Below are 13,071 nucleotides of genomic sequence, written 5' to 3'. Positions count from 1 at the left end.
AGAGCATGCCCAGAACTTCGCGCACATTTTGCACACTACGGCACAGATGTTCGCGCTGTGTCCTGCCTACCGATGCATTAAGGCACCTTCTCTGGTATGCCAGCCTTAAGAAAAATTCTTAAGTAACTTCTGTGGGTTATCTGGTGGGCGCACAAGGGATCGAACCTTGGACCTCTCCCGTGTGAACCACAATCTGTAGACCGCAGCCAACCAAAATCCGCCACAGTAAAATTGCAAAAATCCCTGAAATATAGGGCTAATTGTCCATATGCGCCCATAGCTGGCCATAACAACACACCCCATATTTTGTATGCCCCGACTGTGCCCCTTCGTGAGATTTCCCTGTGGGCACAATGAGCCAGAACATGGGGCGAACGGGTTGCGCCCCGTTTCTCGGGTTTCCTCTGACAGTGTCGCGGGCGACAAGGAGAAAAGGACAGGGACGATGGAAGCAAGCGATAACGGCCTCAGCGCTGGAGTGCCAACGAACTACCTGAGGCTCACTGACGCGGTGATCCGTGCGGCCACGCTGCCGTCAGGCAAGTCGCAGCATTATCTGCACGACACAGAGCAGCCTGGGCTGGCGATCAGGATGCGCGCGACTGGGGGCCGGACCTGGGTCTACCTGTTCACCAAGCCTGGGGCGAGGGGCACGCAACGCAAGACGCTGGGCGCATGGCCCAAGTTCAACGAGAAGGCAGCGCGTCAGGCCGCCACCATCGCCGCTGGCGAGGTGATCAAGGGAGGCGATCCGAACGACGCCAAGCGCGAGGCCAAGCGGCAACAGCTGGCCGAGAGGGAGCGCACCACGCTGGCGAACCTGATCATTGAGGACGGCCCCTACGAAACGTCCCTGACTGGACGCCAAGTCGTCAACTGGAAGCCAGCTATGTCGGCGCTGCGGCGTGGTCTCAAAGTCCATGTGGATCTGGCCATCGGCGACCTGACGCGGCGGCAAATCATGGCGGCGGTGGATAAGATCGCCAAGACCGGCAAGCGCGGCGCAGCCAAGGACTTGCGCAAGCACGTCCACACGTTCCTCGAATGGTGTGTCGGCGAAGGCTATGTCGAGCACAACGTGCTCGCCGGCTATCGCGCGCCCAAGGAAACCCGTGCGCAGAGGGTCGGACGCCGATCCAAGGGCCGAGCGCTGACCGATGAGGAGATCATCAAGGTCTGGCACGCCTCCGGCAATTTCGGGGCCTTTGGTCTCCTGACACGCCTGTGCCTGCTCGGTGGTCCGCGTCGTAGCGAGCCAACAATGATCCAGTGGCAAAAACACATCACGGATGACCGCGTTACCTTCGATGAGGCATGGACCAAGATGGGGCTGCACCACGATGTGCCCCGCACGCACCTCGTCGACGAGGTGCTCGCGGCCGCAAAGCATTTCCAGCGCGCAACCTCCGACTATGTCTTCCCGTCACCGAAGACCGGAGGCCATATGTCCGGCTTCACCAAGATGGTCAGCCGCCTAATCAAGGAAGCGGGCGTCGCCAGATTCACCATGCATGACTTGAGGCGCACCTTGCGAACCATCATGTCACGCTGCGGCTACGACAACGAGATCCAGCGGCTATGTGTCGGGCAAAAGCCGCGGGGGATCGATCAGGTCTACAATCACGACGAACAGTGGATCATCCGCAAGATGGCGTTCGAGGCGGCTCACGACTACATCGCGCAGCTGGTCGGTGCGAAACGGGTCGGCAAGGTCGTGCGCCTGCAGCGGAGGAATCCGCTCGACACGATCAAGGCCGAACTGCTCGGTCGTCTCCGCGAGCACTATGCGGCCCAGGGCGATTAGCGGGCTTATCGCGCCCAGCCAGATAGTGGCGCACTGCATCGGCGCGATAGAGCGGGCGCCCGTCGACGTAACGCCATTTCAGCAGGTGGTTCGGATCGCGCCTCCACTGCTCCAGCGCTTCGGGCGTGCGCCGGATGACCGCGGCCACCTCCAATGCCGTCAAATTGGAGCTGCCCGGCAGCGTATCGCGTCCGGCCAACGCATGAACGACATCAGCTGGTTCGGAGCCAAGTGCTCGAATAGGCGGAAGAGGAGCCGCGGTCACGCCGGAAGAGAAAATTCATTCCCTTCGAAGAGCACGAAGATTTGCAGCGCATCATCAACGCTTGAGTTTACTGCGCAGCGCGCGGGAGACAGTTCGGGATCGAGCCGGTGGTCGGCTCGTCCAGCAGTAGGTTCCATCCTTAAGCCGCTCCTTAAAGATGGAAGGTTCCGTCGTTCGCGTTGTCCTACATCAAAGATCGCCTGGTCTATCGAGATAGAGTTATTCGTCGGGGCTGGTGAGGTGATGATGAGGCCCGACCTTGTACTGGGCCTCGGCTCCGAGAAGGAGGCCCGCATGCTCGCAAGCAACTTCGCTGATGATCTCGGTTCGGCCGTGCACTATGCGCTGGAGACGACGCACGCAATCGCAGTATGTCCCTTCCATCTTGATCTGACGATCCGCATCGGTGACGACGCGGCCGAAAGAGGCCAAGGAAGGCGAAGTGAACACCGATATCTTCGGTTTCCTGACCTGCGAGCCGAATGCGGAGGTGAAACGCGTCCACCCGAAAGCGATGCCCGTGATTCTGACGGCGGCGGAAGAATACGACATCTGGTTCCGAGCCCGCCGGGGACGAAGCCAAGGCGCTGCAAAGGCAGCTTCCTGACGGGGCGCTTAAAATTGTCGCCACTGGCGAGAAGGAAGACCCAGCGCCGGCCACATAGGTTCTGCACAGACCCACGGAACATGTGGACAAGCCCGTGCCCCAGCGATTCGAAATTCCTGCCACGCTAACCGCCGGGAACGACGATCGAACGCAGATAAAGGAAGGTCCGCGCAGCGTTCCGAATTAAACCCTGCCCAACAAGTTGTAGCGCGTTCTTGATCGCCGGGGCGAGTTTTAGTGAACAACGCTGGACGGTCGCCGCAATTTCTCGAATATCATCCGATGAGCCATCGCCCTTTGTGAATATCGAACTTCACCAACCCTTCGTCTCGCATCTTCAACAGGAGGGATTGGCAAGTTTCTTCATTCACGATGTTGGCGCGTCTCACGACTTCGTAGACTTTGAGTGGTTTTTCGCGGAGCGCGCTCAGGATATTTTCGCGATCGTTCAGCATGACTAGAATCCTACCGTCAAAAAGCGCGCCAGATCACTGAGAATAGGAAAGCTGATCTTCCGTAACGACTCGCTCGATCTTCTCCGATTTGCACTTGATGCGGTATCTAATACGTCCATCTGCCTCGATGGGCATATGTTGAACGATGGTGTAAATCATTGGACGCTCAGTAGCAGCACGTCCTTGTGGCCCTTGTGGCTGATGGCGAACGTCTTCATTCAGCTTGTAGGCGTATGACATGGATCTACCTCTAAACCTACAGCTGCTCTAACGCGCGCCTTACTGTGATGCAATGCAATACATCCTGTTGCCGTTCCGCTTCTGAGCCCTTCACGAACATCCGGGTAGCGCCGACGGATGCCGCTTTCTGGAAGCATGACTCTTCTATTTCGAGACCAGATGAGAGCCGCTCCGCCGTTCACGTTGCACCGATCATTTACTCATCCGCGGTTCTCACTTGGCCATTTGCAATCTCTGCTTTTGCAACAAAATATCGTTCATTCCATGGCGTTCATCAGACTGGCGATGTTGATCGTCGCGAAGTTTGAGAATGTATCCGAGACGGCATAGGGGAAAATGATCTTGTCGCGATGTCGCAACGCGCCGCATGTGTACACGACGTTTGGGACATATCCCTCACGTTCGGACGGGTCGGGTCGAAGCAAGGGTTCATGCAGGCGCGCAAGTACTTTCGAGGGATCGTTCTTGTCCAGCAACGCTGCCCCGATCGAATATTTCCGAACCGGCCCGACACCGTGGGTTAGCAGCAGCCAGCCCGCATCCAGTTCGATCGGCGATCCACAATTCCCGATCTGCACGAACTCCCACGGGAATTCGGGTTTCAAAACCGCGTTGCCGCCATCGTCCCATGTACGGAGGTCGTCGGAATAGATGAGATAGAGATTTTCATTGTCTTGCCGGGCGATCATGGCATACCGGCCGCCGATCTTCTTCGGAAACAGCGCCATGCCCTTGTTGCGCGCGGCGCTGCCCTTCAGGGTGGACAGCCTGAACGACACGAAATCGGACGTCTCAATCAGCTCCGATCTGATCGCCCTGCCGCTATAGGCAGTGTAGGTCGCGTAGTAGACCTGTCGTTCGCCATCGCTGAACTGCACGAAGCGTGCATCCTCAATGCCATTCGACTGAGATGCGGTAATGGGAAAGATGACCCGTTCGCTGATATCTTCGCCGCTTTGAAAAGCGACCTCGACATCGTCCCCGGCTGGCCCCTGCGTCTGCGCGAGAATGGTCGGGCTCGAGGCCAGGCGTGTCGTTGGATCGACGCTGACCGCTCCGTCTGCCGCGATCATTCCGGACCGAAAGGTTAGCGAAGAGATGTGGCCTTCTCCGACGGCACGAAGGCTCAGGATGAAGCGTAACGCACCGGGAGGCGCGCCGGACTGATCGGGATGCGCTACGATACTCGGGTTGAACAAGGCAGACGCTTCGAACGAATATTCATTGAGAAAATAGGCGCCGACCAATTGGCGTTGCGCTTGCGTGAACGAGGCGTGGACGGCCAGCGCATCTTCCATTTCGTCGGCACGTGCCTCGAACGCCCGCAGCAAATTGCGGTGCCGGCCGATGAAATTCTCAAGAACATCGTCGAGTTGGCGGGCTGCCGCATCGGGATCGAGTGCCAGAACCCGATCGACGATGTGGTTCGCACGGGTCTTGTCCGTGGGGTTGAGATCGCGCGGCTCGGTCGCCGGCTTGAAAGGGCGCACGATGACCCGCGTTGGATCGGGCCGCAGATAAAGCGCCTGACGGTTCAGGAATGGAGATTGCGACAAAGCGTCCTCGGATTGTTTTCAAGGAGAGGGAAAATCATCGAAGGCCGTCAGGCAACCAGCGGCGCAGGCTGCACGCGGCTTTCACTCAGGCGGGCGAGTTGCCTGATTTCGCAGAGGCCGAGCAGATACGACACGACCGATTCCCCGCCGCGGTTCTCATTCGGACGGTCGGGATGCAGGCCGTCCCGGCAACTCCCGGTTTCCAGATCGACCAGAGAAATCGAAAGGTCGTTGCTGCCGAGGAACCATGCGAACACACGCGCGGCTTCGGCTTTCCACTCGCTATCATGGTCGGCACGCCATGCGGCGAGACAGGCGGCGATGGTGGCCGTAGCCTCGAGCGGCTGTTGATCGAACGGCCTCGGCTTCCGGCGCGTGTCGCCAAAACCTGCGGTGCCGACGGGCCGGAATTGACCGCTCGCGGCAGTCTGCTGCTTCACCAGCCAGCGCAGCGATCTCAAGCCGGCGTCCAGATAGACGGCACACTTGGTCGCCATGCCGGTCAGGATGAGGGCTTGCGGCAAACGGGCGTTATCGTAGGCAAGGCCTTCTTCGAACCAAATCCAGTCCTGCGTCTCGACCGCATTGAAGATCGCGATCAATCGATCCGCCAGGCGAAGCCGGAGATCGGCCGCGCCCGCGTCGCCGGGGGCGGCGGCACAATAGGCGTCGAGCCCCAGCAGCACGAAAGCCCAGGTACGCGGCGAGTGAAAGACTTCCACACTCCGCGCAGCCTCGGCGAACAGCGCCGCAGCCCATTTCCGCCGTGACAGATTCGCGTCGGTCAACGCGCAGACGCCGAGAGCCCATAAGGTCCGGCCATGGCTGTCTTCCGAGCCGCTATCCTCGAGCCAGCAGCGGTTAAAGCCCATGAAATTGCGAAACCGCTTTGTGTCGGGATTCCACGCGTGCTGGACAAAGCCGGCAAACCGGGCCGTCAACACTTCCGGCAATCGCTCCTCGCCGGGAATGTTGAGCGCACACGCCAGCAGCAGCGCGCGAGCGTTGTCGTCGACACAATAGCCATGGGAGCGATCCGGCACGCAATGTACGGCGTGTTGAAACAGTCCGGTGTCGTCGCACATCGACAGGAAATGACCGATGCGCATTTCCGGTGGCGCGCGGCTATCGCGCAGCAGCGTGCTGGTGTCCGAGCGCACGATTGCCTTTAAACGATGCCTGCGACCGGCATTATCGAACGTCGACACATAACGTTCGGCTGTCCGCTCCCACGTCATGGGACGACTGCTGGAATAGGCCCGCTTACGCATGGCCTGCCGCAACACCGTGTTGGTCAGTAGCTTCGCGATTTCATTGCCAATTGCCGCGGTATCTCCAAACGGAACCAGGATACCACGGCCGTCGGCCAGCAGCTCGCACGCATGCCAGTATGGTGTGGAGACGACCGCCTTTCCCAAGCCAAAACTGTAAGCCAGCGTGCCCGACGTCATCTGAGCTTCGTTTAGATACGGCGTAACATAGACATCGCACATCGAAATGAAATCGAGCAGCGTCGGCTGGTCGACGAACTGGTCAAGAAACACGACGTGCCTGTCGATGCCGAGCTTGCGAACACGCGCCACGAGGCTGTCGCGATAGGCCTCGCCCTGGTCGCGTATCAGGTTCGGATGGGTCGCGCCGAGCACGACATAGACCGCATCCGGACGGCTTTTCAGGATCGCGGGCATGGCGTCGATCATGACTTCGATGCCCTTGTTGTGCGACAGAAGGCCGAAAGTAAGAATGACCGCCCGGCCGCTGAAACCTCGCCTGGCTTTGGCCTCGTCCGGTTCAACGAACGCAAATTCCGGAATTCCGTGCGCGATGACCTCGATCTTTTCGTCGACCACCTGATAAACGGTTCTCAGCAGTTCGCGGCCCTTTTCGGCCATCACCACGATCTTCGACGATATATCGGAAATCCGGACGATGACTTCGCGTTGCACCTTCGTCGGCTCGGCGAGCACGGTATGGAGCGTGGTCACCACTGGCATATTCAGGCGCAACAGCAGGGCCAGGATGTGACTGCCGCAGTCGCCGCCGAAAATGCCAAACTCATGCTGAAGCGAAACAACCTCGAACCGGCCGCGGTTCAAGAACTCTGCCGCACGAATATAGTCCTCCGGCCGATCGTCGTTGATCTGAAATCCAACGGTAGAAGGATAGTCATAGGCCTGGCCGTGGTCGGTCATCGCGACGACGACCGTCTCCAGATCAGGCCGCAAGGCAGCGACAGCATGCTGAAGATCGGTAGTGAACGTGGCTATGCCACACCGGCGAGGCAGTGAATTTCCGATAAATGCGACCCGATTTAGCGCGACCACGTTTGCACCTCCTCCGTTTTCGGACGGGAATTCCCGGGCATGTCTGGGTAATGTTCAACGAGTGCAACTGAATCTGCATGTGGGCCGGGATAGGCGAGGAGCGCCGTCAGGCCGTCGGGGCCGGCCTCGATCCTAAGCTGATCCGCCTCGACAAAGACCGCATGACCGGCGGACATTGTCGCTGCTGCGATCTGGCCTTGCCCTTTAATCAAGACAATCCACGCCTCGTTTTTGGCGTTGAGCGTCCAGACCGAGCCGGCGGCAAGATCGATCTTTTCAAGGAAAAAATGGGCACTGGTGACGAGGGCCGTTCGCGTCTCATTCAGTTTTCGCGAAGGCCATTGACGCGGTGCCGGCGCTGCCCTTGCAACGGCAACGGCATTGTCGGGATGCAGTTCACGCTGCCGTCCGTAGTCGAAAAGGCGAAATGTGGCGTCGCTGTGCTGCTGGATTTCGGCGAGAACGATACCCGCGCCGATCGCATGAATAGTGCCGGCGGGAACAAAAATAACATCACCGCAGCGAACCGGACGCCACTGCACGAGGCCACCGATCGAGCCATCAGAAATAGCGGTTCGCAGCTCCGTCGATGAGAGCAAACGCTTCAATCCGATCGCAACCCGGGCATCAGGTACGGCCGAAAGAATGTACCACGCCTCGGTCTTGCCATTGGCCAGACCGATTGATCGGGCGAACGTATCGTCGGGGTGAACTTGAATGGACAGCGGCTCGGTCGTGAAGAGAAGTTTGAGCAGCAGCGCGCTCCTCGGAGAATTCGCGTCCGCGCGCCGAAACCATAATTCGCCGATCGGATCGTCGCTGGCGGCGATGTCGCTCCAGGGAAGCAAATTGCGGCTTCCCCACGGCTTGTGTCGGGCCTCTACAATGGCGCGCTCGATCGACACTCGGTCTCCCTGGCCTCTGCGGCGCAAGCCGTACCACTCGCGATTCAGGCGACGCTCTCTCTTCGAGAGAGCGGCGTGGGCTTGGCCTCGGTGATGTGGTTGCGCGAATGGCGTTCGCTGCCAACACCGCTTACGGCGACACGCATGGCAGCGCAGTTCCGCAAGCCAGTTCTGCCAAGGATGACGTCCAGGTTGGCATCATCGTTCGACGGGCGACGAAATCGTCACCGACTGTGCGCTCTTTCCTGCTGGATAGATATGACTATCTTCGGTCATGCCGCGGTCGACGGTTCGGCATGTTCTGACTAAGAGGTGACCAATACCTTCACATCCATGCTCAGAAAGCTGTCAGTGCTGCCAAAGAAGCTCCCTGATACCGGCGTGCACTGGCTGATATCGCGAGCGACCGCAACGGGGATCAGATTGCGGCCTCCGACACTGCGGTTGGTCGGGTCGAAGGTGATCCAGCCCGCTCCGGGGACAAAAACCTCGGCCCAGGCGTGAGTCGAGCCCGCGTCGACCGAACCCAGCAGATCGTGGTTCGGATCGTGCAGATAACCCGACACAACGCGCGTACCGAAGCCGAGCTTGCGTGCGGCTTCTGCGAACAACACCGCGAAGTCGCGGCACGAGCCCCAGCCACGATCGAGCGTCTCGTTGGGCGATTGGGTGCCCTCGACTTCGCGGCTCTGATACTGGATGCGTTGCGCGACACCGGCATTCAGGTCCTTGAGCAGGGAAAGGGTATCGGTCGGACTGCTGCGGATGAAACCTCTTGCCCAGGTTTGCAATCGCTCGGCTGGATCAGGGTATTGCGCGATCGTCAGTGCTCCGAGGTCGGTCCATTCGTCGGTGGAATAATGGAACGGGTAGGAGATAGCCGAAGCGGCGATGGCAAAAACCGGCCAATTAGCCGCGTTCAGCGAGATATTCACCACGCTATCGATAATGAGCATATCGGTCATGGCCGTGAACGTGGCCACAGCGACTGCATTGCCGAAGACGTCGTGTGCCCATTCCGGCACCGCCACCGGCGTTATCGTCAGGTTCTGCGATGCGAGGCGAAGGTCGCGACTTTCGCGTGGACGAAGCATCAAGCGGTGTGGTGCAAGGCTCACCAACCCGCGGAAACGATAGGTAGTTTTGTGTTGAATTCGAAGCGCAACCAACAGGAGCTCCAATATCCACGCCTACGAGCAGTCCGAGACAGACTAGGCGATCTCGGCGCACGGCGCACTTGTAACTGCGGAACTCAGGCTCATATTGCTGTTATGGCCAAATCCCCAGTTCGCTTGCTTGACGTCGCCGTGTCGCAATCCGGTCAGGGACGTTGGAAGTGGAACGTTTCAGACGGTGCAACGGAGATCGCGTCGGGGTTCGAAATTACGCGGGAGGCTGCTCAGATTCAGGGAGATTCAGCCCTGTTCGCGCTGCTGTCCATCAACCGACGATAAAACGGGCTGAGTATGGCAAACAGCGGTCTCCTGCGCGCGAACTATTGCCTCCCGCCAACGGTCGCGCGGAGGTGCGGTAAGTCTTTCTACCTGCATTGATCGCGCGTAGAAGAAGCTAGCGGAGAGATTTCGGCCGGACCTCGACGGTGCTCCCGCCTCCGGATCGCGCGGCGCCGACGGCTTGGGCGCCGAAGCTCGAAGCCGATTCCGTTCATTAGCGACAATCTACTCTCAAGTTCCGGTGCGCCACGGCGGGCGCATCGATTTCGGAGACCAGCCGACGGCGGCCGCGTTTTAAAGCTCGCTAATCCCAATGGGGAAGCGTAGGGTCGCGGCATCACCGCCCTTCCCGCGGCTTCGACCGGTGACTGAGGGTGACGAGCGCTCCCGCCGAGAAGGAGGAGCGCGTATGTCGCGTTTTCGTCTGGCCGACTGGATCGTACCGCCGGTGATCGTTCCGCTCTTTCTTCTGCTCCTGGTATTCGCAGCGGCCATCCTGCATGGATAGGGCCACACAGCTGCAATTCCTGGTCAGCGGGGACCATCAATCGGGCCGCGTCAATTTTAGCCACGACACAACCGCTGCCGCCTTGAAGAAGGCGAATGAGCTCCTGGATAGGGGTTATTCGGACGTGCGGATTTGCACGCCGCGTGGCCGCATCCTGCTGTCCGACGAGTTCGATCAGCTCGAGGCATGAGGCCGCACGAGTCTCATGAGTGTTGTTCGGAGAGGCATATGATGAAGACGTTTCTTGTGGTGTTTGCGCTCTGCACTTGTGCGCAAGACGCTCTCGCCCGCGAGCTCGACTGCCGCACGATCGAGAACATCAGCGGACGTCTCGCTTGTTATGACGCCGCTTTTCCTCCGAAAATCAAGGTGCCTGTGACGGTCGAGAGCGACGGATCGCGAGCGGCATACAAGGACCCGTTCGCGGCGGAAGAGGCCCTAACTGCAGCGAAGCTGAAGAATATCTGTCGCGGCTGCTGAGATTTGCGACACCGCCGTAGTGGGAGTGCGAGACAGGGAGGGCGGCGAAGCGAGCCGTTGCGGTCGTTGGCATCATCCCGCGTTTGTCAGCAGTCAAAGGAGCCTTTGTGGCCCGCGAAACAATCTATATCGTGCAGGCATTCAACGCCGGCAAGGGCGGACATCTGAAGCCGGACTCTCCGATAGCCTGCAAAACGGAAAGTGCCGCGCTCCGAACGGCGGAGCGGCTCGCGTTGAGCAAGCTTGCTGTCGTTGCGTTCTCGTCGAGTGGCGATCCCGAAATGGGCGACTATGACGATGAGCCTACAGTCATCTTTCGCAAGGGTGAGCTACCGGCGGCCTTCAATTGAGGCTTCGGTTCGGATCAAAGCGACAAGAAGGCGAATATTGATGAGCGCTCGACTTGAGACACTGAAGACAGCCCGTAGTCGCATGATCGAGGATAGGGACGCGCATGCGACCGTACTGGCCGCTCCCTTCGATCGCGACAAGGCCGAGCGTGCACGCAACAAATTCGTCGAGCTACAAACACTCATCGACTCCTTGGACCGCGCGATAAGCGGAGAGATGTCCAGCCCGTCAGGAAGTTAAGCCACGCCCAGGTCTCGTCGCGGGCGTTCGACTCGTCCGCCCTAGAACTGATACCGCCGCAAACCGCCATTCACCGGGTCACCGTGCCCGTTATGTACCGCGCCACCGGTGACGCCAGACACATCGCAAGCGCGGCGAGATCTTCCGGCTCGCCCCAATGATGGGAATGGTTCGCGATCGGAAGTGAAGCGCGTCCATTGCGGTCATTGTCGGCTCATTGGCGCTCAGCCGAACTGACTACGAGGGGCCGCATAGGCCGCTCTCAGAGGAGAACCGGACCTGACAAACAGAACGGCCGGCTGCCGCTTGTGACCGCAAAGCGAACATTCTCGGAGCGGGCACCGATGTCCGCTATCGGAAGCAAGCCGATGGGTCGCCGCCTGCGTAGCCTTCCAGACAAACGAGGCGGCGGATTCACTTGCCGGCGTGGACGTGCCCGTGTGGTTCCCAATGAAAAACCGCGCGAGGCGTCAACGATTGAGTGTCAGGGTCGTGGCCATGGTTGCGGAATTGTCGTTTTGAAAGCCATTAAGCAGCACATAACCGCCGAATAGGATGACGGACAACAAGCCATATACAAGGTAGGAAGGCCGTCCGGACCCGAGAGCGCTCATTTCGCTGGACCCTTTTCTTGGCGAAGCGACCGCTCAGCTCTTTGTGGCCGTCTTTGAGAGTTCAGCTTCTACGCCGACTGCGCACGCCCTGGCGAATGAATAGTCCATACTCGTGGAGGCAACGGTCTTCACAAATTCGCCGATGACGTTGTCCCTTGAATAGGAGCTCGCCGCCTTGAACTTGGCGACGGCACCGTCGGCCGCTGTGAACTGAGCGACGCATATCGGGACCAGGACAGACATCCGACCGTTGGTCTCCGCCATTGTGGTCATGGTTTGGGCGGTACCGCCGGTGACCCAGCCGCCCCAGGAAAATCCGATCGCTATCGCCACAACAGCGCCGAAAGCGATTCCCTGGAGGAAGCGAGTCCGCGCCTCACCTTGCAAAATGTCGGGCATTCTCATGATGGTCTCCTTTTTTTGCGCACAAGCGGGTTCGCAGCCGCAGACGCCGCTTGCGTCCGCGCTTGGCAAAACATCTAGCTGTGTGAGATTGCGCCTTCCGATGGCACGCTAGCTGCCGCTACGACGACGAGCAGCGACTTCGGAAGTCACCGCTTCATGGACAGCTTCAAGGCGAACAACTGCCACCTTGCCATTCAACGATAGTCTGATGGCCTGATGCTGTACAGCACCTTCTTAGATCCAGTCCAAAGGTAGCAGTGCCGTCGTCTCTGAGCGCGGTCTCAAGCCGTGATTACAGCTATCAGCGGCTTGGTCCCGACGACGTTCATGACCGCCTCCAGATTATGGGCCAGGCAGAGAGCTGTATCGGCGATCACCATTGTGGCAGGGTCTTAAGGACTGACTCTGGCGGAGAATAGCTTGTCAGTGGAACGATCGAGCCGCTTATCGGAGCCTTGCGTCCCGTTCAGATGGCCGACCAACTCGCCGGAAAGTCGATAGATATTGATCCCTTTTAGATGATAAAGTTCTTGGCCGTTAAGGCTGAAGATGGTCGCGCCATCCACCACCCCAACGCGGGTGCCATTGCTATTAAAAATATTGCCACTCATGACTGACCTCCCAGAGGCCCCGGAACCAAGCTGCGCTTGTTGTAACCAGATAGCGAGACAATTCGGACACCACGCCGGAAAATCCAGACGACCATCGCCATAGCCAACGAAGGCAATTTAGCTCGGGATGCTAATTCGACGTAAGAAGCTGTGTGACCTCCGGCAATTTAAGGAGACCTGTTACATCGCAATCGACGCAGCGGAATTTTGCGTCCTCCCGTTTTCACGAGCACACATCGCATAGGCCTGCTG

Annotated in this window: 12 protein-coding genes and 1 pseudogene; 5 read left to right on the top strand and 8 right to left on the bottom strand. The window is 59.1% G+C overall.

The annotated features are described in order from the left end of the window. Positions 1 to 445: 445 nt before the first annotated feature. Positions 446 to 1,804 carry a tyrosine-type recombinase/integrase gene (locus K3F49_RS24765; RefSeq protein ID WP_234683780.1) on the top strand — a complete coding sequence of 453 codons (1,359 nt, stop codon included), beginning with the start codon at positions 446 to 448 and terminating at the stop codon, positions 1,802 to 1,804. Between the two features lie 677 nt (positions 1,805 to 2,481). After that, positions 2,482 to 2,734, top strand: a pseudogene (locus tag K3F49_RS24760) (SOS response-associated peptidase); the annotation flags it as partial. Between the two features lie 217 nt (positions 2,735 to 2,951). On the opposite strand, the gene K3F49_RS24755 reads toward K3F49_RS24760, so the two are convergent. The 6 genes from K3F49_RS24755 to K3F49_RS24730 form a co-directional block, all read right to left on the bottom strand. After that, complete coding sequence (locus tag K3F49_RS24755) at positions 2,952 to 3,131, bottom strand: hypothetical protein (protein WP_234683556.1); 180 nt, start codon at positions 3,129 to 3,131, stop codon at positions 2,952 to 2,954. A 33-nt stretch (positions 3,132 to 3,164) separates the two neighbouring features. Continuing rightward, complete coding sequence (locus K3F49_RS24750) at positions 3,165 to 3,371, bottom strand: hypothetical protein (protein WP_234683555.1); 207 nt, start codon at positions 3,369 to 3,371, stop codon at positions 3,165 to 3,167. A gap of 257 nt (positions 3,372 to 3,628) precedes the next feature. Next, a complete protein-coding gene (locus tag K3F49_RS24745) occupies positions 3,629 to 4,927 on the bottom strand; it encodes a glycoside hydrolase family 130 protein (RefSeq protein ID WP_234683554.1) in 1,299 nt (432 codons plus the stop codon). Between the two features lie 47 nt (positions 4,928 to 4,974). Further along, positions 4,975 to 7,251: a glycosyltransferase family 4 protein gene (locus K3F49_RS24740; RefSeq protein WP_234683553.1), complete on the bottom strand. Its 2,277-nt coding sequence runs from the start codon at positions 7,249 to 7,251 to the stop codon at positions 4,975 to 4,977. Next, positions 7,239 to 8,156: a class I mannose-6-phosphate isomerase gene (locus K3F49_RS24735; protein ID WP_234683552.1), complete on the bottom strand. Its 918-nt coding sequence runs from the start codon at positions 8,154 to 8,156 to the stop codon at positions 7,239 to 7,241. Before K3F49_RS24735 ends, K3F49_RS24740 begins: the two co-directional genes overlap by 13 nt. Before the next feature lie 305 nt (positions 8,157 to 8,461). Then, positions 8,462 to 9,325: a transglutaminase family protein gene (locus K3F49_RS24730; RefSeq protein ID WP_234683779.1), complete on the bottom strand. Its 864-nt coding sequence runs from the start codon at positions 9,323 to 9,325 to the stop codon at positions 8,462 to 8,464. A gap of 785 nt (positions 9,326 to 10,110) precedes the next feature. On the opposite strand from K3F49_RS24730, the gene K3F49_RS24725 reads away from it, so the two are divergent. The 3 genes from K3F49_RS24725 to K3F49_RS24715 all read left to right on the top strand — a co-directional run bounded on the left by K3F49_RS24725 (position 10,111) and on the right by K3F49_RS24715 (position 10,948). Beyond that, complete coding sequence (locus K3F49_RS24725) at positions 10,111 to 10,308, top strand: hypothetical protein (protein ID WP_234683551.1); 198 nt, start codon at positions 10,111 to 10,113, stop codon at positions 10,306 to 10,308. A 38-nt stretch (positions 10,309 to 10,346) separates the two neighbouring features. Further along, entirely contained in the window at positions 10,347 to 10,598 is a 252-nt protein-coding gene (locus K3F49_RS24720) for a hypothetical protein (RefSeq protein WP_234683550.1), read from the top strand. 83 nt (positions 10,599 to 10,681) lie between these two features. Further along, on the top strand, positions 10,682 to 10,948 hold the full coding sequence (locus K3F49_RS24715) for a hypothetical protein (protein ID WP_234683549.1): 267 nt from the start codon (positions 10,682 to 10,684) through the stop codon (positions 10,946 to 10,948). Positions 10,949 to 11,836: 888 nt separating this feature from the next. On the opposite strand, the gene K3F49_RS24710 is transcribed toward K3F49_RS24715, so the two are convergent. Next, the gene (locus K3F49_RS24710) at positions 11,837 to 12,208 is read right to left on the bottom strand and encodes a hypothetical protein (RefSeq protein ID WP_234683548.1); all 372 of its coding nucleotides are present in this window, start codon (positions 12,206 to 12,208) and stop codon (positions 11,837 to 11,839) included. 392 nt (positions 12,209 to 12,600) lie between these two features. After that, complete coding sequence (locus tag K3F49_RS24705) at positions 12,601 to 12,819, bottom strand: 4-fold beta flower protein (RefSeq protein ID WP_195785838.1); 219 nt, start codon at positions 12,817 to 12,819, stop codon at positions 12,601 to 12,603. Between the last annotated feature and the right edge of the window lie 252 nt (positions 12,820 to 13,071).

The sequence above is a fragment of the Bradyrhizobium monzae genome, assembly GCF_021458635.1.
Classification (GTDB): Bacteria; Pseudomonadota; Alphaproteobacteria; order Rhizobiales; family Xanthobacteraceae; genus Bradyrhizobium.
The sequence above is the reverse complement of the archived record's forward strand: the minus strand, read 5'-3'. Positions and strand labels throughout refer to the sequence as shown.

Coding starts and splice junctions, on each gene's coding strand:
- K3F49_RS24765 (WP_234683780.1), top strand. CDS start 446: ATGGAAGCAAGCGATAACGGCCTCAGCGCTGGAGTGCCAACGAACTAC.
- K3F49_RS24755 (WP_234683556.1), bottom strand. CDS start 3,131: ATGCTGAACGATCGCGAAAATATCCTGAGCGCGCTCCGCGAAAAACCA.
- K3F49_RS24750 (WP_234683555.1), bottom strand. CDS start 3,371: ATGTCATACGCCTACAAGCTGAATGAAGACGTTCGCCATCAGCCACAA.
- K3F49_RS24725 (WP_234683551.1), top strand. CDS start 10,111: ATGGATAGGGCCACACAGCTGCAATTCCTGGTCAGCGGGGACCATCAA.
- K3F49_RS24720 (WP_234683550.1), top strand. CDS start 10,347: ATGATGAAGACGTTTCTTGTGGTGTTTGCGCTCTGCACTTGTGCGCAA.
- K3F49_RS24710 (WP_234683548.1), bottom strand. CDS start 12,208: ATGAGAATGCCCGACATTTTGCAAGGTGAGGCGCGGACTCGCTTCCTC.
- K3F49_RS24705 (WP_195785838.1), bottom strand. CDS start 12,819: ATGAGTGGCAATATTTTTAATAGCAATGGCACCCGCGTTGGGGTGGTG.